Here is a 17,023-nt window from a genome sequence, read left to right as displayed (position 1 = left end):
GCCCATGACCGACACCCATGGGATCGACCCCGAGGACAGCAAGATCATCACGCTGGCGCGCAGCGCCCGGGCCCGCAACGGGGTCCCGGAAGGAGCGGCGGTGCGCGACGAGACCGGCCGCACCTACGTCGCCGGCACGGTGGAGCTCGACTCCCTGAAGCTGACCGCGCTGCAGACCGCCGTCGCGATGGCCGTGGCGAGCGGGGCCCGGTCCCTCGAGGCCGCCGCCGTCGTCAGCTCCGCCGACGCACCGGCCGACGCCGACCGCGCGGCCGTCCGCGACCTGGGCGGCCCGGACACCCCGGTGCTGCTGGCGGGCCCGGACGGGACCCTGAAGTCCACCACCCCCGCGGGCTGACGGCACAAGGCCCTACGCTCCGCGCTTCTGTGCTCCGCGCTTCTGCGCTCCGGCCGGGACGACCGTCGCGGCCGGAGCCGGCCGGCGCCGGATCACCATCGACATCAGCGCCGCCATCGCGCACAGCGCGCCCGAGGCGTACCAGACGACGTCGTACGAGCCGAAGACGTCCCGGGCCAGCCCGCCCAGGAAGGCGACGGCCGCCGCACCCACCTGGTGCGAGGCCAGCACCCAGCCGAAGACGATCGCCCCGTCGTCCCCGTAGTGCTCGCGGCACAGGGCGATCGTCGGCGGGACGGTCGCGACCCAGTCCAGGCCGTAGAAGACGATGAAGAAGACCATCGGCGGGTGCACGGACGGGGCCAGCAGCATCGGCAGGAAGAGCAGCGAGACCCCGCGCAGGGCGTAGTACACCGCCAGCAGCCGCCGCGCCTCGAAGCGGTCGGTGAACCAGCCCGACGCCACCGTGCCGACCACGTCGAAGACGCCGATCACCGCCAGCAGTCCGGCCGCCGCCGTCACCGGCATCCCGTGGTCGTGGGCCGCCGGCACGAAGTGCGTCTTGACCAGGCCGTTCGTGGAGGCCCCGCAGATCGCGAACGTGCCCGCCAGCAGCCAGAACGGACCGGTCCTGGCCGCTTTGGACAGGACGGTGACCGCACGCCGGGCGGCGCCCGGCACCGGGGCGGGCTTCGGCGCGTACGTGCCGCCGTACGGGGCCAGGCCCACGTCCGCCGGGTGGTCGCGCAGCAGCAGCCACACGAACGGGACCACGGTGAGCGCGGTCAGGGAGACCGTCACCGCGGCCGGGCGCCAGCCGTGGTGCTCCACCAGCCAGGACAGCAGCGGCAGGAAGACCAGCTGACCGGAGGCCCCGGCCGCGGTGAGGATCCCCGTGACCAGGCCGCGCCGGGCGGTGAACCAGCGGTTGGTCACCGTCGCCGCGAAGGCCAGGGCCATCGAGCCGCTGCCCAGGCCCACCAGGACGCCCCAGAACAGCACCAGGTGCCAGGCGGCGGTCATCCAGACCGTGGCGACCGAGCCGCCCGCAATGACCAGCAGGGCCAGGGCCACGACCTGGCGGATGCCGAAGCGGTCCATCAGGGCGGCCGCGAACGGCGCGGTGAGCCCGTACAGCGCGAGGTTCACGGAGACGGCGAAGCCGATCGTGCCGCGCGACCAGTCGAACTCCTCGTGCAGCGGCTCGATGAGCAGTCCGGGCAGGGACGCGAAGGCGGCGGCGCCGATGATCGTCACGAAGGCGACGGCCGCGACGGACCAGGCGCGGTGGACGCGCCGGGGCCGCCGGGGAGCGCGCGGGGAGGCCGTGGAGGCGGGGACTGTCTGGGTCACGCCGACAGCTTCCGGCCCACGGGCCGCGTACGACAGTGGCCTGACCGACACGCTTCGATACGATCGGGCCATGCAGCCGCACGCCCCGCCCCACCGCATCGCCGTACTCGCCCTCGCCGGGCTGCTGCCCTTCGAACTCGGCATCCCGCACCGCATCTTCGGCCGCGCCAAGGATCCCGCCGGGCGGCCGCTGTACGAGATCCTGACCTGCGGGCTCGCCCCCGGCCCCGTGCCCACCGACGCCGACTTCGCGATCCGCGTCGAGCACGGCCCGGAGCTGCTGGCCACGGCCGACACGGTGGTCGTACCGGCCTCGTACGAGCTCGGACCGGTCCACGAGCACGGCCGGCTGACCCCGGAGCTCGCCGAGGCCCTCGCGCACATCCGGCCCGGCACCCGGCTCGTCTCCATCTGCACCGGCGGCTACGTGCTCGCCGCCGCGGGATACCTCGACGGCCGCCGGGCCACCACCCACTGGGCCTCCGCCGACCACTTCCAGCGGCTGTTCCCGGCCGTCCGGGTCGACCCGGACGTGCTCTACACCGACGACGGGGACGTGCTCACCTCCGCCGGCGTCGCCGCCGGGATCGACCTGTGCCTGCACATCGTGCGCCGCGACCACGGCGCGGCCGTCGCGAACGAGGTGGCCCGGCGCACCGTCGTACCGCCGCACCGCGACGGCGGGCAGGCGCAGTTCATCGAGCGCCCGATGCCGGAGCCGCGGCTCGCCAGCACCGCGGCGGCCCGCGCCTGGGTGCTGGACCGGCTGCACGAACCGCTGCGCCTGAGCGACCTGGCCCGGCAGGAGGCCGTGTCCGTACGGACCTTCACGCGCCGGTTCCGGGAGGAGTCGGGGGTCAGCCCCGGCCAGTGGATCCTCGGCCAGCGGGTGGAGCGGGCCCGGCGGCTGCTGGAGCAGACCGAACTGCCGATGGAACAGGTGGCGCGGGAAGCGGGCTTCGGGACGGCGCAGTCGCTGCGCAAGCACGTGCAGGCGGCGCTGGGGGTGAGCCCGACGGCCTACCGGCGCACGTTCCGGGAGGCGGGGGCCCCGCCGTTGCTGACATCTCCTGATGGGCCATCAGTTGCGGGCGGGTCCGCGCCTTGACTTCTGCCGCCGCCCGCCCGTGAATGGCCCCCTGTCGGGGCGGTGGAACCCAGGGGGCGGGCAGTGCGGACAGGGGCGCGCAGCAGCAGGTGGTCGGCGGCCGTGGGCCTGGCCGTACTCGCGGCCGCGACCGGGGGCGCGCTGAGCGCACCGGCCGCCGCCGAGCGGGAAACGCCCCCGGGACACGTGGAGTTCCCGACCCACTGCCTGCCGCCCCAGGAAGCCGGACTTCCGCCCGCCGACGGGACGACCACCGCCCGGCTCACCGTCGACAACCCGGCACCGCAGGTCGGCGACGCCGTCACCGTGACCTACCAGGTCGCCGCCACTCCCGCCGTCAACCCGGCCGGCGGCGAACTGCCCGCCGACGGGCTCACCCCGACCGGGCGGATCCTCCTCTCCGGCGCCCAGAACGGCGAGGTCACCGTGGTCGGCGCCCACCGCGGCCCCGTGCCGGCCGGAGCGCCCCTGCCCGCCGTCACCATGACGGGCACCTTCACCGTCACCGCGCCCGGCGAGACCACCCTCGCCCCCGGCGCCTACACCCTGCACACCGGCCACCCGCTGAACCTGGCCACGGTGTGCACGCCGAGTGCCGCCGCTCCCGTCTCCGCGCGGCTGGCGGCGACCCCGCTGCCCACGGCCAGCCTCCGCAGCGTCTTCCTGTCCGCGGCGCACGGGAAACCCGGCGACAAGGTCAAGGTCACCGCCGCCGGATTCACCCCGGGCGCGGCCGTCACGGTCGCCGGACGGGCCGGCGCCGCCCAGACCGCCGACCGGGTGAGCGCCACCGCGGACCAGCTCGGCGAGGTCCTGGCGGAGCTGCCGGTCACCGACAAGGCCACCACCGCGGTCGTCGCCTACGAGGGCGCGGCCTGGTCGGCCGCGCGGGGCTCGGGCCCGGCCGCGTACACGGTCATCGACACCACGCCGCCCCCGTCCCCGCCCCCGTCCCCGCTCCCGCCCCCGCCCCCGCTCCCGCCCCCGGTGTCGTCCGGCAGCCAGCAGCTCACCGCCACCGTCGAGCCGGGCGCCCTCGGCATGACCCAGGTCGGCGAGGCCATCACCCTGGGCGCCGTCCCGTACGGAGCCGGCGGCGCCGCGCCCGGCCGGATCGGGACCGTCACCGTCAAGGACGCCCGCGGCGGCCCGGCCGGCTGGTCCCTGACCGGCAAGGTCACCGACTTCACCGGTCCCGGCGGGGTCCGCATCCCCGGTGCCTCCCTCTCCTGGACCCCTGCGTGCACCGCCGCGGCGGGTAGTCCGAGCCCCTGTACGCCGGGCAGCGCGGGCGTGGTCGGCCCGGAGGGTGCGGTGCTGGCCTCCACCCCCGACGCGTCGCCGGCCGGGGGCACCTTCACGGTCGATGCCGCGGTCAGCCTCCAGGTGCCGTCGTACACCCCGCCGGGCGCGTACTCGGCGGTCCTCACCCTGACGCTGTCATGACCCTGCCGCTGCCGCTGCCGCTGCCGCTGCCGCTGCCGCTGCGCGGAGCAGACTCCCCCAGCCACCGCTGGGAGGGGTCTCCAGGCGGGGCTGGGTTGTGCGCGGCTGCGGCGGACATCAGCCGAAATCCAGCCTCGCCGTCGTGTGAGGCGCGGGGTCTGGGGCGGAGCCCCGGGACCCGGCGCAGCCGGGCTGTGGCGGCCCGGCTCGCGGGGGTGCTGCTGGCACTGGCCGCGGTATGGCTGAACCCCGCCGGGACGGCCGCGGCCGCCGACAACGGGCAGTGGTCCGTGCTGCCCGCCGCCACCACCCTCGGGCAGCGGCCCTACTTCTACCTCGCCGCCGCGCCCGGCCAGTCCGTCACCGACTCCGTGACGATCGCCAACCGCAGCGATGTCCCCCGCACCTTCCGGCTCTACGCCGCCGACGCGTACAACACCCCCCGGGACGGCGGCTTCGCGCTCCGGGGCCCCGAGGAGCCGCGGCTGGCGGTCGCCGCGTGGGCCGGGCTCGACCGGGAGCGGGTCACCGTACCGGCCCGCGGGTCGGTCGGGGTCGGCTTCACCCTCGCCGTCCCCGACCGGGCGGAACCCGGCGACCACCCGGGCGCCATCGTGGCCCTGGAGGACCGGCCCGCCGCGGCCACCGCCCAGGGCATCGGCGTGCGGCAGGCCGTCGCCGCGCGCGTGTACCTGCGCGTGACCGGTCCCACCGCCCCGGCCCTCGCCGTCCGGGACGTCTCCGTCCGCCGGCGGGGCTCCGGCGCGCAGGTCGCCTACACGCTCCACAACATCGGCAACGTCACCCTCCGCCCCCGCGCCGCCCTCACCGCCTCCGGAGCCCTCGGCAGACCCCTGCCCGGCCGCGCCCTCACCGGCCTGCCCGCCGAACTGCTGCCGGGTCAGGAAGTCCGGCTCCACGCACGCTGGGACGATCCGCCCGCCGCGGAACAGGCCGTGGTGACGGTACGCGCCACGGACGGCGGAACCACAGCTCAGGGCCGTGCCGCCTACGCCGCGCACCCCTTCCTCGGCACGCTCCTGGCGGCCGCCGGCGTCCTCGCCGCCATGGCCTGGTCGGCGCCGGGAGTCGCATCGGGGAGAATGGCCCGTATGAGCGATCGTTCCCCCGAGTCCACCAGCCCGCACCGTGCGGGCTTCGCCTGCTTCGTCGGCCGCCCCAACGCGGGGAAGTCGACCCTCACCAACGCACTCGTGGGCACCAAGGTCGCGATCACCTCCAACCGGCCGCAGACCACCCGCCACACCGTCCGCGGCATCGTGCACCGCCCCGACGCCCAGCTCGTCCTCGTCGACACGCCCGGCCTGCACAAGCCGCGCACGCTGCTCGGCGAGCGCCTCAACGACGTCGTGCGCACCACCTGGGCCGAGGTCGACGTCATCGGCTTCTGCCTGCCCGCCGACCAGAAGCTCGGCCCCGGCGACAAGTTCATCGCCAAGGAGCTCGCGGGGATCAAGAAGACCCCCAAGATCGCCATCATCACCAAGACCGACCTCGTCGAGTCCAAGGCGCTGGCCGAGCAGCTCCTCGCCGTGCACCAGCTCGGCGCCGAGCTCGGTTTCGAGTGGGCCGAGATCGTTCCCGTCTCGGCCGTCGGCGACAGCCAGGTCCAGCTGCTGGCCGACCTGATCGCGCCGCTGCTGCCGGAGAGCCCGCCGCTGTACCCGGAGGGCGACCTCACCGACGAGCCCGAGATGGTCATGGTCGCCGAGCTGATCCGCGAGGCCGCGCTGGAAGGCGTACGGGACGAGCTCCCGCACTCGATCGCCGTGGTCGTCGAGGAGATGATCCCGCGCGAGAACCGCCCGGCGGACCGGCCGCTGCTCGACATCCACGCCAACGTCTACATCGAGCGGCCGAGCCAGAAGGGCATCATCATCGGCCCGAAGGGCGCCCGCCTGAAGGAGGTCGGGATGAAGTCGCGCAAGCACATCGAGGCGCTGCTCGGGACCCCGGTCTTCCTCGACCTCCACGTGAAGGTCGCCAAGGACTGGCAGCGGGATCCCAAGCAGCTGCGGAAGCTCGGCTTCTGACCCTCCGGCCGCGCTAGCGCAGCCGGCGGACCTTCAGCGCGTTGTCCGGACGGGTACCGGGCCGGCCGTCGGGGCCGGTCAGGGCCTGTACGTGCTCCTCGGCGAGCAGGACCTCCCAACCGCCCTCGGGCAGTTCCAGCTGAGCCAGGACCTGCTCCGGGGTCGGGAAGTCGATCTCCGCGTGCTTGTCCGGGTCCCAGGAGGGCCCGCCCGCGTGGCCCGCGATGAGCAGGACCCCGCCGGGAGCCACGGCCGCGGCGGCCCTGCGCAGGATCCGTGCGCGCGGGAAGTCCCCGTACGAGTGCAGGAAGCACGCCGAGACCAGGTCGAACTCCCCGGCGGGGAAGGATTCGGCGAAGTCGTGCCGCTGCCATGCGACGCGGTCGCCGACCCCGGCCTCCTCGGCGTGCCGCGCCGCCCGTTCCAGGGCCACACCGGAGATGTCGGTCCCGGTGACGTGCCAGCCCTGCCGGGCCAGCCACACCGCGTCGGCCCCCTCGCCGCAGCCCAGATCGAGGGCGCGGCCGGGGGTGAGGTCCGCGGCCTCGCGGACCAGGACGTCATTGGCCTTGCCGCTCCAGATGCGGTCGCTCTCGCTGTAGCGGGCGTCCCAGAACTCCTCGCCCGCGGCGTGTTCCTGCTGGTGGCTGTGGTGGTGGTCGGACATGGGGGCCTCTTCCTGTACGGGTCTGCCGATACGGCCCGATGCTGCGCCGGTATCACCCGAGGGGGCAAATATCCTTGCCGTTCCGGCAAGTCCTTGCCGGAACGGCAAATCCGCCGGGCCCTCAGGCGGCGGGTTCCGCGATCAGCGCCGTCGCCACGCGCCGGAACCCGATGCGTGCGTAGACGCGGGCCACGTCCTCGTCGCCCGCGGAGAGGAAGACCGTACGGGCGCCGCGCTCCAGCGCCTGCGCGACCAGGGCCGCCGTGACGCCGAGGGCCAGCCCCTGGCGGCGGGCCGACGGCAGGGTGCCGACGCCCACCACCTCGGCCACGTCCCCGACCGGGTTGTACTGGCCCGAGCACAGCACCACGCCGTCCCGCACGGCCGCCGCCAGGGCGGTACGGCCCGCCGCCAGCATGGCGGACACCCGGGCCCGGCGCGCTTCGGCGTCGGGATCCGCCGTCGCCGCCGCCAGCTCGGCGGGGCCGGCCTCGCCTATCGCCGTGCCCGGCGCGGCGAAGGCCAGGGCCGGGACCGTCACCGCCGCCGACAGCAGCGGGTCGCCCGCCCCCAGGAGGCGGACGTCCGGGTGTGGGGGGAGCGGTGCGGCGGACGGGTCGAGCACCATGAGCGGGTGCGCATGGACATGCAGCCCCGCCGCCTCCACCGCGGCCCGCAGGGAAGGGCTGTTTTCGGCCACCCACTCGAAGGACTCGGGTACCTTCAGCTCCCGCTGCCGTGCCCGTACCCGCTCCACGTCCGCCGCGGTCGCGGCGCTGCCTCCGAGCGCGGGCCGCGCGTAGTACTGCCAGCCGTCGCCTTCCTGGACGAACAGGGTCAGCGGCCCGAAGTCCTCGGCCCGTGCCCCGCCCACCCGCGGCACCGTGTCGTAGTAGTGCTCCAGCTCGGAAAGCGTCGAGTCGATCATGTGGTCGGTCATCCGGCCATCCAAGCAAAGGGACAGCGCCCGGGCACCTGCGTTTCGGGCGCTCCCGGCTCCCCGCTCCCGGCTCCCCGCTCCCGGCTCCCCGCTCCCGGCTCCCCGCTCCCGGCTCCCCGCTCCCGGCTCCCCGCTCCCGGCTCCCCGCTCCTGCTCAGGCGCCTTCCTTCAGGATCCGCGAGATGAGCGCCCGCTGTGCGTCCGACAGGTTCGGCTCCTGGCAGGACACCGTCCGTCCGTCCACCGTGATCCGGTAGGAGAACCCGTCCCGTACCGGTCCGCCCGCGGGCCCGGGCGGACCGGGCCGCAGCGCCAGCTGGGCCAGGGCCTGCCACTCGGCCTCGTCCGCCCGGCCCGATGTGTCCATCTCGGCCCGGCGCTCGATGCCCGCGAAACCACCCGTCCTGATCACTTCGATGCGCATGGGAAGCGTCTACCCCGCCAGCGGGACGCCCACCGTCGACCATGCCTTCTGGAGGGCCTGGTGCTCCGCGCCCCCGTCCCCGTACCGGCTCACGGCCGCCGCCACCGACAGCCGGGCGAAGTCCGCGAAGTCGGCGTCCGCCGCCAGCTCGCCGCCGGTGAGGGTGTCGTACCAGATCTGCCCCGCCCGCTCCCAGGCCTTCCCGCCCAGCTCGGTCGCCGCGAGGTAGAAGGCGTGGTTGGGGATGCCGGAGTTGATGTGCACCCCGCCGTTGTCGCGGGAGGTGCGCACGTAGTCGTCCATCGTCGCGGGCTGCGGGTCCTTGCCGAGCTCGTCGTCGTCGTACGCGGTGCCCGGTGCCTTCATCGACCGCAGCGCGACCCCGCTCACCTCGGGCCCCAGCAGACCGGCCCCGATCAGCCAGTCCGCCTCCTCCGCCGTCTGCTCCAGCGAGTACTGCTTGATCAGCGAGCCGAAGACATCGGACATGGACTCGTTCAGGGCTCCGGACTGCCCGTAGTACTCGAGGTTCGCCGTGTACTGGGTGACCCCGTGGGTCAACTCGTGGCCGATGACGTCGAGCGCCACCGTGAAGTCGAGGAACAGGTCGCCGTCCCCGTCGCCGAAGACCATCTGCTGCCCGTCCCAGAAGGCGTTGTTGTAGTCCTCGCCGTAGTGGACGGTCGCGTCCAGGGCCAGCCCGGAATCGTCGATCGAGTGCCTCCCGAACCCCTTGAGGAAGAGCTCGAACGTCGCGCCCAGCCCGGCGTACGCGCGGTTGACCGTGGCGTCCTGGCCCGCGGGGTCGCCCTCCGCACGCACCTTCGTGCCGGGCAGCCGGGTGCCGTGCTGAGCGTCGTAGACCGTGCGGTTCGGATCGTCGGAGACGGCGGCGCCCAGGGCGGCGACCCCCCGGACGGTAGTGACCCGGCGCCGCGTGCGCAGGAGGGAGTCGCGTTCGAGGGTGCTCAGGGCGATACGGGCGCGCCGGGTGTCCTCGGACCGGGCGATCCGGTCGAGGAGGTGCGGGGGCACGACGGTGCAGAAGACCGGGTGGCTGGGGGTACGGGAGGCATCCATGCCCGGCAATGTGGCAGTGGGTCATGCCGCTGTCACTAGACGCGACCATGATTCATTCAGTTGTCTGAAAGCGCGGGTGGCGGGTTGACGGATCGAACCGACTTTCATGGACGAAAGAGGCCTGGCTCACATTCAGTGCAAATCGGACCCCCGGGTCTTGCATACTGAAACAGGTCCTCGCTTAACGGCGCGGCTCGGCTAGGCTCGGCCCATCATGCGTTTCGGGCTGCTTCTCCTTAGCTGCCGCGGCGAGGGTCTGTAGTCGTAGGCCGACCCCCTCCCCGCGGAGTTTGGTGTTGCGGTTTTTACGACCGTCGTCGGCCGTCCCAGCGAACTACACGCGGACACGCGAGGAGCCCCACGCCATGAGTCAGCACGCTTTCGCCGGTCGCCCCACGCCCATCACCAACGCGACCCACACCCAGAAGCCCTCCGGGATGCCGATCCACAAGTACGGCGCGTACGAGCAGGTGGACATCCCGGACCGCACCTGGCCGGACGCCCGCGTCACCAAGGCTCCCCGCTGGCTCTCCACCGACCTGCGCGACGGCAACCAGTCGTTGATCGACCCGATGACCCCCGCCCGCAAGCGCGAGATGTTCGACCTGCTGGTGCGCATGGGCTACAAGGAGATCGAGGTCGGCTTCCCGTCCTCCGGCGAGACCGACTTCGCCTTCGTGCGCTCCATCATCGAAGAGGGCGCGATCCCGGACGACGTCACGATCTCCGTACTGACCCAGGCCCGCGAGGACCTGATCGAGCGGACCGTGGAGTCGCTGGTCGGCGCCAAGCGCGCCACCGTGCACCTGTACAACGCGACCGCCCCGACCTTCCGCCGGGTCGTCTTCCGCGGCTCCAAGGAGCAGATCAAGCAGATCGCCGTCGACGGCACCCGCCTGGTCATGGAGTACGCCGAGAAGCTGCTGGGTCCCGAGACCACCTTCGGCTACCAGTACAGCCCCGAGATCTTCACCGACACCGAGCTGGACTTCGCCCTGGAGGTCTGCGAGGCCGTCTGCGACGTCTGGCAGCCGGCCGAGGGCCGCGAGATCATCCTGAACCTGCCCGCCACCGTGGAGCGTTCGACGCCCTCCACCCACGCGGACCGCTTCGAGTGGATGGCCCGCAACCTGACCCGCCGCGAGCACATCTGCATCTCCGTGCACCCGCACAACGACCGCGGCACCGCCGTCGCCGCCGCCGAGCTGGCGCTGATGGCCGGCGCGGACCGCATCGAGGGCTGCCTGTTCGGGCAGGGCGAGCGCACCGGCAACGTCGACCTGATCACGCTGGGCATGAACCTGTTCTCCCAGGGCATCGACCCGCAGATCGACTTCTCCCAGATCGACGAGATCCGCCGCACCAGCGAGTACTGCAACCAGATGGAGGTCCACCCGCGCCACCCCTACGCGGGCGACCTGGTCTACACCGCCTTCTCCGGCTCCCACCAGGACGCCATCAAGAAGGGCTTCGACGCCATGGAGGCCGACGCGGCCGCCCAGGGCAAGACCGTGGACGACATCGAGTGGGCCGTCCCGTACCTGCCCATCGACCCGAAGGACGTCGGCCGCTCCTACGAGGCCGTCATCCGCGTCAACTCGCAGTCCGGCAAGGGCGGCATCGCGTACGTCCTGAAGAACGACCACAAGCTGGACCTGCCGCGCCGCATGCAGATCGAGTTCTCCCGGATCATCCAGGCCAAGACCGACGCCGAGGGCGGCGAGGTCACGCCGAAGGCCATCTGGGACGTCTTCTCGGACGAGTACCTGCCCAACCCCGAGAACCCGTGGGGCCGCATCCAGCTGCGCTCCGGCTCGACCGCCACCGACAAGGACGGCACGGACACGCTGACCGTCGAGGCGGTCGTGGACGGCGTGGAGACGGTCCTGAACGGCACCGGCAACGGTCCGATCTCGGCCTTCTTCGACGCGCTGGCCGGCATCGGGGTCGACGCCCGCCTGCTGGACTACACCGAGCACACCATGAGCGAGGGCGCCTCCGCCGTCGCCGCCTCGTACATCGAGTGCGCGATCGACGGCCGGGTGCTGTGGGGCATCGGCATCGACGCCAACACCACCCGCGCCTCCCTGAAGGCGGTCATCTCCGCCGTCAACCGCGCGGGCCGCTGACCCCTCGTACGTGAACCCCGTCCCTCCCCCCCCGGCGGAGGGACGGGGTTCGGTCATTCCGTGGTCCCGTCGTCCCGTCGTCGCCGGCTTCAGCGCGCGAGGTAGCCCCCGTCCACCGGCAGGATCACGCCCGTGACGAACGAGGCCGCGTCGGACGCCAGGAAGGCGATGACCCGGGCCACCTCCTCCGGCTCGCCGAGCCGGCCCATCGGATGGGCCCCCGCCATCTCCTCCAGGTACTCCGGCCCGCCCGGCTCGTCCGTCAGCGCGATGACCCGCTCCGTTCGGATGGTGCCCGGGGCCACCGCGTTGACCCGGATCCCGTGCGCGGCCCACTCCACCGCGAGGTGCTTGGTCAGGCCCGACGCCACGAACTTCGCCGGCCCGTATGCCGCCTGCCTGGCCTGCCCGGCCACCCCCGAGATCGACGAGACGCAGACCAGCGCACCGCCGGGCCGCGGCTGCGCCGTCATCGCCTCGATCGCGTACTTGCAGGTCAGGAACATGCCCCGGCCGTCGACGGCCATGACGTGGTCCCAGTCCTCGGGGCTGGTCTCCCGTACGTCGGACAGGGGCAGCACCCCGGCGTTCGCCACGGCGACGTCGAGCCGCCCGTAGGCGTCGACCGCGGCGGCCACCATCGCGCGGTTGGCGCCCGGATCGGAGACGTCACCGGTCACGACGGTGATCTCGCGGCCCTCCTCGGCCAGCCGGCTGCGGAGGGCTTCCAGGCCGGGGCCGTTGACGTCGGTCGCGGTCACCCGGCCCCCGGACCGGGCCAGCAGCAGGGCGGTGGCGCGGCCGATGCCGCTCGCGGCGCCGGTCACCAGACAGGACTTCTCGTTCATGCGGCCGAGGGTAGGGAAAACCGGGAGGCGGCGGGGGGAGGGCGGGGTCGCAGATCGGCCAAGTCCGCGTCCCGCACGATGTTGTCTTGTCACACGACTGACGCATCCTCATCGATGTGGCTAACATCACGCCAACCGGCGATGCTGCCGGACGGTGACGGAGGTGCGACGTGCTGCCAGTTCGGGGTGGGGACGGCCGGAAGCTGACGGTCTGGGGCATCCGCACCACCTGGAGCACCGTGGGCGACGGGGAGTTCTTCTGCCCCGCCTGCGGTGGGGACCGCAACTACCGCAGGCGCACCGGGCGCCGCCGCTTCACCGTCCTCGGCGTGCCGCTGCTGCCGCGCGGCAGCGCCGGACCCGTCATCGAATGCCAGGGCTGCCGGGAACGCTTCGACACCGAGGTCCTGGACCACCTCACCACCACCCGCTTCACCGCCATGCTGCGCGACGCCGTGCACACCGTGGCGCTGGCCGTGCTCGCCGCCGGCGGGACCGGCTCGCGCGCTGCCCTGGAGGCCGCCGTGAGCGCCGTACGCGGCGCGGGCTTCCAGGAGTGCACCGAGGAGCAGCTGGAGTCCCTCGTGGAGGCGCTGTCCACCGACGAGGGCCGGCTCGGGCTGTACGACGTCCCGGAATGCTGCGGAGCCGCGCTGTCGATCGAACTCCACGAGGCGCTGGAGCCGCTGGCCCCGCACCTGGCCGGTCCCGGCCGCGAGTCGATCCTGCTCCAGGGCGCGCGGATCGCGCTCGCGGACGGCCCGTACCGGCCGGCCGAGCGCGAGGTGCTCTCCACCGTCGGGACGGCGCTGCGCATCGACGCGGACGACGTGGCCAGGCTCCTGTCGGCGGTCCGCGCGCCGTAAACGACCGAAAACGGGCGCGTCAGACGTAACGATCCGGCCACGTGGGGCCGATTCCAAGATTTTCCCGCCCCCGGACCGTCCACCCCTTGGACCGCCCGAACGGCCCTCCGTACGTCTGCTCCCGCAGCCGTCTGAGGGGCTGTATCCGCAGGTCAAGCGCGGTGCGCTCGATATGCGCGCGGAAGGGTCGCGTCCTGTCGGCGGCGCCCGTCTACTCCTCCGTCCTGCTCTCCACCACTGGAGAAACCTACAGATCTGGTCGCCGCTATCGTCAACAGTTTGTAGAAGTCGACGATATCTGTGAGGCCCTTCACAGGCGTTCAATTCCGGTCACGTGAACGCACTGACAACCCCGGCGGATCAACGGGTTAGCGACCCACTCCGGCCAGGGATAACCAGATCTCCTCTCACTCACCTCACCTCCTGAAGGGCAAGGCAGAGATGGCACGTGTCGCCGCCCGGCTTTCCGAAAACGGACAGCAGAGCACCCACCCGGTCGACGAGGTGCTCCCCCTCCCCAAGCTCGCGCTGTACGGCTTCCAGCACGTACTCGCGTTCTACGCCGGTGCGGTGATCGTCCCGATCATCGTCGGCAACGCGCTGAAGCTGAGCCCCGAGCAGCTGGTCTACCTGATCAACGCGGACCTCTTCACCTGCGGTATCGCCTCGATCATCCAGGCCTGGGGCATCGGCCGGATCGGTGCGCGCCTGCCCCTGATCCAGGGCGTGACCTTCACCGCCGTCTCTCCGATGATCGCCATAGGCCTCGGTGCGGGCGGCGGAACCGCCGCGCTGCTGGCCATCTACGGCGCGGTCATCACCGCAGGCATCGCGACGTTCGCCTTCGCCTGGCTCCCCGCGAAGGCGTTCCGGACGGTCATGCGGCTCTTCCCGCCCGTGGTCACCGGCACCGTGATCACCGTCCTGGGCATCGTCCTGATCCCGGTCGGCCTCAACGACGCGGCGGGCGGCCTCGGCAGCCCCGACTTCGGCGACCCGAAGCACTTCGCGTACGCCGGCGGCACGATGCTCTTCATCCTCGTCCTGATGAAGCTCGGCAGGCCGTTCCTCTCCAGCATCTCCATCCTCCTCGGCCTGGTCGGCGGTACCGCGGTCGCCTTCCTCCTCGGGGACGCGAAGTTCGGCGGCGTCGGCGACTCCGACTGGGTCGGCATCACCACGCCCTTCCACTTCGGCGTCCCGAAGTTCGAGTGGTTCCCGATCCTCCTGATGCTGATCGTCATGCTGATCACCATGGTCGAGACGACCGGTGACACCTACGCGGTCGGCGACATCGTCGGCAAGGACGTCGACAGCGAGACCGTGGCCCGCGCCCTGCGGGCCGACGGCGCCGCGACCGCCCTCGGCGGTGTCCTCAACTCCTTCCCGTACGTCGCCTTCGCCGAGAACGTCGGCCTGGTGCGGATGACCAAGGTCAAGAGCCGGTTCGTGGTCGTGGCCGCCGGTGTCTTCATGATCATCCTGGGTCTGCTGCCCAAGGCCGCCGCGATCGTCGCCGCCGTCCCGCACGGCGTCCTCGGCGGCGCCGCGACCGTCATGTTCGCCATGGTCGCCCTCGCCGGCATCCAGACCCTGGGCAAGGTGGACCTGAAGGAGGAGAAGAACGCGCTGATCGTGGGCGTCTCCCTCGCCTTCGCCCTGCTCCCCGCGACCGTTCCGGTCTTCTTCACCAAGTACATGGACGCGGACCTGTCCTCGCTCCTCAACAGCGGTGTCACCCTCGGTGCCACGGCCGCCATCGTCCTCAACCTGATCTTCAACGGTCTGGGCAAGGACGACGCACCGGCCGTCCCCGCGGTCGAGCTGCCCGCCCAGGCCGCAGCCGCAGCCGCGGCCGAGTCCGAGCCGGCACCGGAGGCGGCCGAGACCTCCGCGGCGCCCGAGGTGACCGCGGCGCCCGAGGCGTCCGCAGGGGCCAAGGCGAAGACCACCGGTGACGCGGAGACGGTCGCCGAGGCCGCCGTAGGCGTCGCGGTCGTGGCGAAGCCCGGCGCCGGCAAGCCGGACCCGGACGACGCGGCGACGCCCGTCTCCTGACCTCCCAAGGGGTGACGGCCCTCCGTCCGGACCCGTGTCCGGACGGAGGGCCATTGCTGTCCCCGGTGCAGGGGACAATGGGCGCATGAGTCTGTTCCGCGACGACGGCATCGTGCTGCGCACCCAGAAGCTGGGTGAGGCGGACCGCATCATCACGCTGCTGACCCGGGGCCACGGCCGGGTACGGGCCGTCGCCCGCGGGGTCCGGCGTACGAAGTCCAAGTTCGGCGCCGGGCTGGAACCTTTCTCCCACGCCGACGTGCAGTTCTTCGCCCGCGGCAGCGAGCTGATCGGGCGCAGCCTGCCGCTCTGCACCCAGACCGAGATCATCGCCCCGTACGGCAACGGCATCGTCACCGACTACGCCCGCTACACCGCCGGCACCGCCATGCTCGAGACCGCCGAGCGCTTCACCGAGAACGAGGGCGAGCCCGCCGTACAGCAGTACCTGCTGCTCGTCGGCGCCCTGCGCACCCTCTCCCGCGGCGAACACGAACCCCACCTCATCCTCGACGCTTTCCTGCTGCGCTCCCTCGCCGTCAACGGCTACGCGCCCAGCTTCGAGGACTGCGCGAAGTGCGGGATCCACGGCCCCAACCGGCACTTCTCCGTCGCCGCGGGCGGGTTGATATGCGGGGACTGCCGGGTGCCCGGCAGCGTCGTACCCTCGTCGGAGGCCATCGCCCTGCTCAGCGCGCTGCTGACGGGCGACTGGAACCATGCCGACGCGTGCGAGGCGCGTTACGTGCGGGAGGGCAGCGGGCTGGTCTCCGCCTATTTGCACTGGCATCTGGAGCGCGGGCTACGCTCCCTGCGTTACGTCGAGAAATAGGAGCTGGACACATGGCACGACGCGGGATTCTGGGACGCTCTCGCCGCGAGTACAAGGTTCCCGAGCCGCACCCGTCCGGTGAGCGCCCGCCGAAGATCCCCGGTGAGCTCGTTCCGAACCACGTCGCGGTCGTCATGGACGGCAACGGCCGCTGGGCCAAGGAGCGCGGCCTGCCGCGCACCGAGGGGCACAAGGTCGGTGAGGGCGTCGTACTCGACGTGCTCAAGGGCTGCCTGGAGATGGGCGTCAAGAACCTCTCGCTGTATGCCTTCTCGACGGAGAACTGGAAGCGCTCGCCCGACGAGGTCCGCTTCCTCATGAACTTCAACCGCGACGTCATCCGCCGCCGCCGCGACGAGATGAACGAGCTGGGCATCCGGATCCGCTGGGTCGGCCGCATGCCGAAGATGTGGAAGTCGGTCGTCCAGGAGCTCCAGGTGGCCCAGGAGCAGACCGTCGACAACGACGCGATGACCCTGTACTTCTGCGTGAACTACGGCGGCCGCGCGGAGATCGCGGACGCGGCGCAGGCCATCGCCCGCGACGTGGCGGCCGGCAAGCTGGACCCGTCGAAGGTCAACGAGAAGACCTTCGCGAAGTACATGTACTACCCGGACATGCCGGACGTGGACCTGTTCCTGCGGCCCAGCGGCGAGCAGCGCACCTCCAACTACCTGCTCTGGCAGAGCGCGTACGCCGAGATGGTCTTCCAGGACGTGCTGTGGCCGGACTTCGACCGGCGCAACCTCTGGGCGGCCTGCCTGGAGTACGCCCAGCGCGACCGCCGCTTCGGCGGCGCCGTCCCCAACCAGCCCGAGGCCCCCTCCAGCTGATCCTCCGTCAGACACCCCGTAGGCTCC

General features: G+C 72.4%; 15 protein-coding genes. 9 read left to right on the top strand and 6 right to left on the bottom strand.

The genetic code is table 11. The features are described 5' to 3' along the window. Positions 1-4 precede the first annotated feature (4 nt). Positions 5-358 carry a cytidine deaminase gene (locus ACZ6I1_RS17165; RefSeq protein ID WP_469287899.1) on the top strand — a complete coding sequence of 118 codons (354 nt, stop codon included), beginning with the start codon at positions 5-7 and terminating at the stop codon, positions 356-358. Positions 359-370: 12 nt separating this feature from the next. Here the strand turns inward: ACZ6I1_RS17165 and ACZ6I1_RS17160 are convergent, their stop codons facing one another. Then, entirely contained in the window at positions 371-1,711 is a 1,341-nt protein-coding gene (locus ACZ6I1_RS17160; RefSeq protein WP_469287898.1) for an MFS transporter, read from the bottom strand. A gap of 70 nt (positions 1,712-1,781) precedes the next feature. On the opposite strand from ACZ6I1_RS17160, the gene ACZ6I1_RS17155 reads away from it, so the two are divergent. The 3 genes from ACZ6I1_RS17155 to era all read left to right on the top strand — a co-directional run bounded on the left by ACZ6I1_RS17155 (position 1,782) and on the right by era (position 6,319). Further along, positions 1,782-2,819, top strand: coding sequence for a GlxA family transcriptional regulator (locus tag ACZ6I1_RS17155; protein WP_469287896.1), 1,038 nt, complete (start codon positions 1,782-1,784; stop codon positions 2,817-2,819). 63 nt (positions 2,820-2,882) lie between these two features. After that, positions 2,883-4,265, top strand: coding sequence for a beta-xylosidase (locus ACZ6I1_RS17150; protein WP_469287894.1), 1,383 nt, complete (start codon positions 2,883-2,885; stop codon positions 4,263-4,265). A 1,103-nt stretch (positions 4,266-5,368) separates the two neighbouring features. Further along, positions 5,369-6,319, top strand: coding sequence for a GTPase Era (gene era / locus ACZ6I1_RS17145; RefSeq protein ID WP_468348006.1), 951 nt, complete (start codon positions 5,369-5,371; stop codon positions 6,317-6,319). A gap of 13 nt (positions 6,320-6,332) precedes the next feature. Here the strand turns inward: era and ACZ6I1_RS17140 are convergent, their stop codons facing one another. The 4 genes from ACZ6I1_RS17140 to ACZ6I1_RS17125 all read right to left on the bottom strand — a co-directional run bounded on the left by ACZ6I1_RS17140 (position 6,333) and on the right by ACZ6I1_RS17125 (position 9,430). Next, a complete protein-coding gene (locus ACZ6I1_RS17140; protein WP_469287893.1) occupies positions 6,333-6,986 on the bottom strand; it encodes an SAM-dependent methyltransferase in 654 nt (217 codons plus the stop codon). A 121-nt stretch (positions 6,987-7,107) separates the two neighbouring features. Continuing rightward, positions 7,108-7,926, bottom strand: coding sequence for a GNAT family N-acetyltransferase (locus ACZ6I1_RS17135; RefSeq protein WP_469287891.1), 819 nt, complete (start codon positions 7,924-7,926; stop codon positions 7,108-7,110). Between the two features lie 154 nt (positions 7,927-8,080). After that, positions 8,081-8,350 (bottom strand): protealysin inhibitor emfourin, encoded by a 270-nt coding sequence (locus ACZ6I1_RS17130; protein ID WP_469287889.1) that lies wholly within the window; start codon positions 8,348-8,350, stop codon positions 8,081-8,083. A gap of 9 nt (positions 8,351-8,359) precedes the next feature. Continuing rightward, complete coding sequence (locus ACZ6I1_RS17125; RefSeq protein ID WP_469287887.1) at positions 8,360-9,430, bottom strand: M4 family metallopeptidase; 1,071 nt, start codon at positions 9,428-9,430, stop codon at positions 8,360-8,362. Positions 9,431-9,795: 365 nt separating this feature from the next. On the opposite strand from ACZ6I1_RS17125, the gene leuA reads away from it, so the two are divergent. Continuing rightward, on the top strand, positions 9,796-11,559 hold the full coding sequence (leuA, locus tag ACZ6I1_RS17120; RefSeq protein WP_469287885.1) for a 2-isopropylmalate synthase: 1,764 nt from the start codon (positions 9,796-9,798) through the stop codon (positions 11,557-11,559). 89 nt (positions 11,560-11,648) lie between these two features. On the opposite strand, the gene ACZ6I1_RS17115 is transcribed toward leuA, so the two are convergent. Continuing rightward, positions 11,649-12,407, bottom strand: a complete 759-nt coding sequence (locus tag ACZ6I1_RS17115; protein WP_469287883.1) for an SDR family NAD(P)-dependent oxidoreductase — start codon at positions 12,405-12,407, stop codon at positions 11,649-11,651. 170 nt (positions 12,408-12,577) lie between these two features. Between ACZ6I1_RS17115 and ACZ6I1_RS17110 the strand changes: the two genes are divergently transcribed. The 4 genes from ACZ6I1_RS17110 to ACZ6I1_RS17095 all read left to right on the top strand — a co-directional run bounded on the left by ACZ6I1_RS17110 (position 12,578) and on the right by ACZ6I1_RS17095 (position 16,996). Beyond that, positions 12,578-13,273 carry a TerB family tellurite resistance protein gene (locus ACZ6I1_RS17110; protein ID WP_469287882.1) on the top strand — a complete coding sequence of 232 codons (696 nt, stop codon included), beginning with the start codon at positions 12,578-12,580 and terminating at the stop codon, positions 13,271-13,273. A gap of 441 nt (positions 13,274-13,714) precedes the next feature. Then, positions 13,715-15,331: a nucleobase:cation symporter-2 family protein gene (locus ACZ6I1_RS17105; RefSeq protein WP_469287880.1), complete on the top strand. Its 1,617-nt coding sequence runs from the start codon at positions 13,715-13,717 to the stop codon at positions 15,329-15,331. An 85-nt stretch (positions 15,332-15,416) separates the two neighbouring features. Then, positions 15,417-16,163, top strand: a complete 747-nt coding sequence (gene recO / locus ACZ6I1_RS17100) for a DNA repair protein RecO (protein WP_469287879.1) — start codon at positions 15,417-15,419, stop codon at positions 16,161-16,163. Positions 16,164-16,174: 11 nt separating this feature from the next. Then, positions 16,175-16,996, top strand: coding sequence for an isoprenyl transferase (locus ACZ6I1_RS17095; RefSeq protein ID WP_469287877.1), 822 nt, complete (start codon positions 16,175-16,177; stop codon positions 16,994-16,996). Positions 16,997-17,023: the final 27 nt, after the last annotated feature.

The sequence above is a fragment of the Streptomyces sp. NPDC046303 genome (assembly GCF_055588085.1).
Note: the sequence above shows the minus strand (reverse complement) of the source record. Positions and strands in the feature narration are given on the sequence as shown.

Bases quoted from the DNA above. Each gene is read 5' to 3' on its own strand.
- ACZ6I1_RS17095 (WP_469287877.1), top strand. From the start codon at position 16,175: ATGGCACGACGCGGGATTCTGGGACGCTCTCGCCGCGAGTACAAGGTT.
- era (WP_468348006.1), top strand. From the start codon at position 5,369: ATGGCCCGTATGAGCGATCGTTCCCCCGAGTCCACCAGCCCGCACCGT.
- recO (WP_469287879.1), top strand. From the start codon at position 15,417: ATGAGTCTGTTCCGCGACGACGGCATCGTGCTGCGCACCCAGAAGCTG.
- ACZ6I1_RS17140 (WP_469287893.1), bottom strand. From the start codon at position 6,986: ATGTCCGACCACCACCACAGCCACCAGCAGGAACACGCCGCGGGCGAG.
- ACZ6I1_RS17105 (WP_469287880.1), top strand. From the start codon at position 13,715: ATGGCACGTGTCGCCGCCCGGCTTTCCGAAAACGGACAGCAGAGCACC.
- ACZ6I1_RS17155 (WP_469287896.1), top strand. From the start codon at position 1,782: ATGCAGCCGCACGCCCCGCCCCACCGCATCGCCGTACTCGCCCTCGCC.
- ACZ6I1_RS17165 (WP_469287899.1), top strand. From the start codon at position 5: ATGACCGACACCCATGGGATCGACCCCGAGGACAGCAAGATCATCACG.
- ACZ6I1_RS17135 (WP_469287891.1), bottom strand. From the start codon at position 7,926: ATGACCGACCACATGATCGACTCGACGCTTTCCGAGCTGGAGCACTAC.
- ACZ6I1_RS17130 (WP_469287889.1), bottom strand. From the start codon at position 8,350: ATGCGCATCGAAGTGATCAGGACGGGTGGTTTCGCGGGCATCGAGCGC.
- ACZ6I1_RS17125 (WP_469287887.1), bottom strand. From the start codon at position 9,430: ATGGATGCCTCCCGTACCCCCAGCCACCCGGTCTTCTGCACCGTCGTG.
- leuA (WP_469287885.1), top strand. From the start codon at position 9,796: ATGAGTCAGCACGCTTTCGCCGGTCGCCCCACGCCCATCACCAACGCG.
- ACZ6I1_RS17115 (WP_469287883.1), bottom strand. From the start codon at position 12,407: ATGAACGAGAAGTCCTGTCTGGTGACCGGCGCCGCGAGCGGCATCGGC.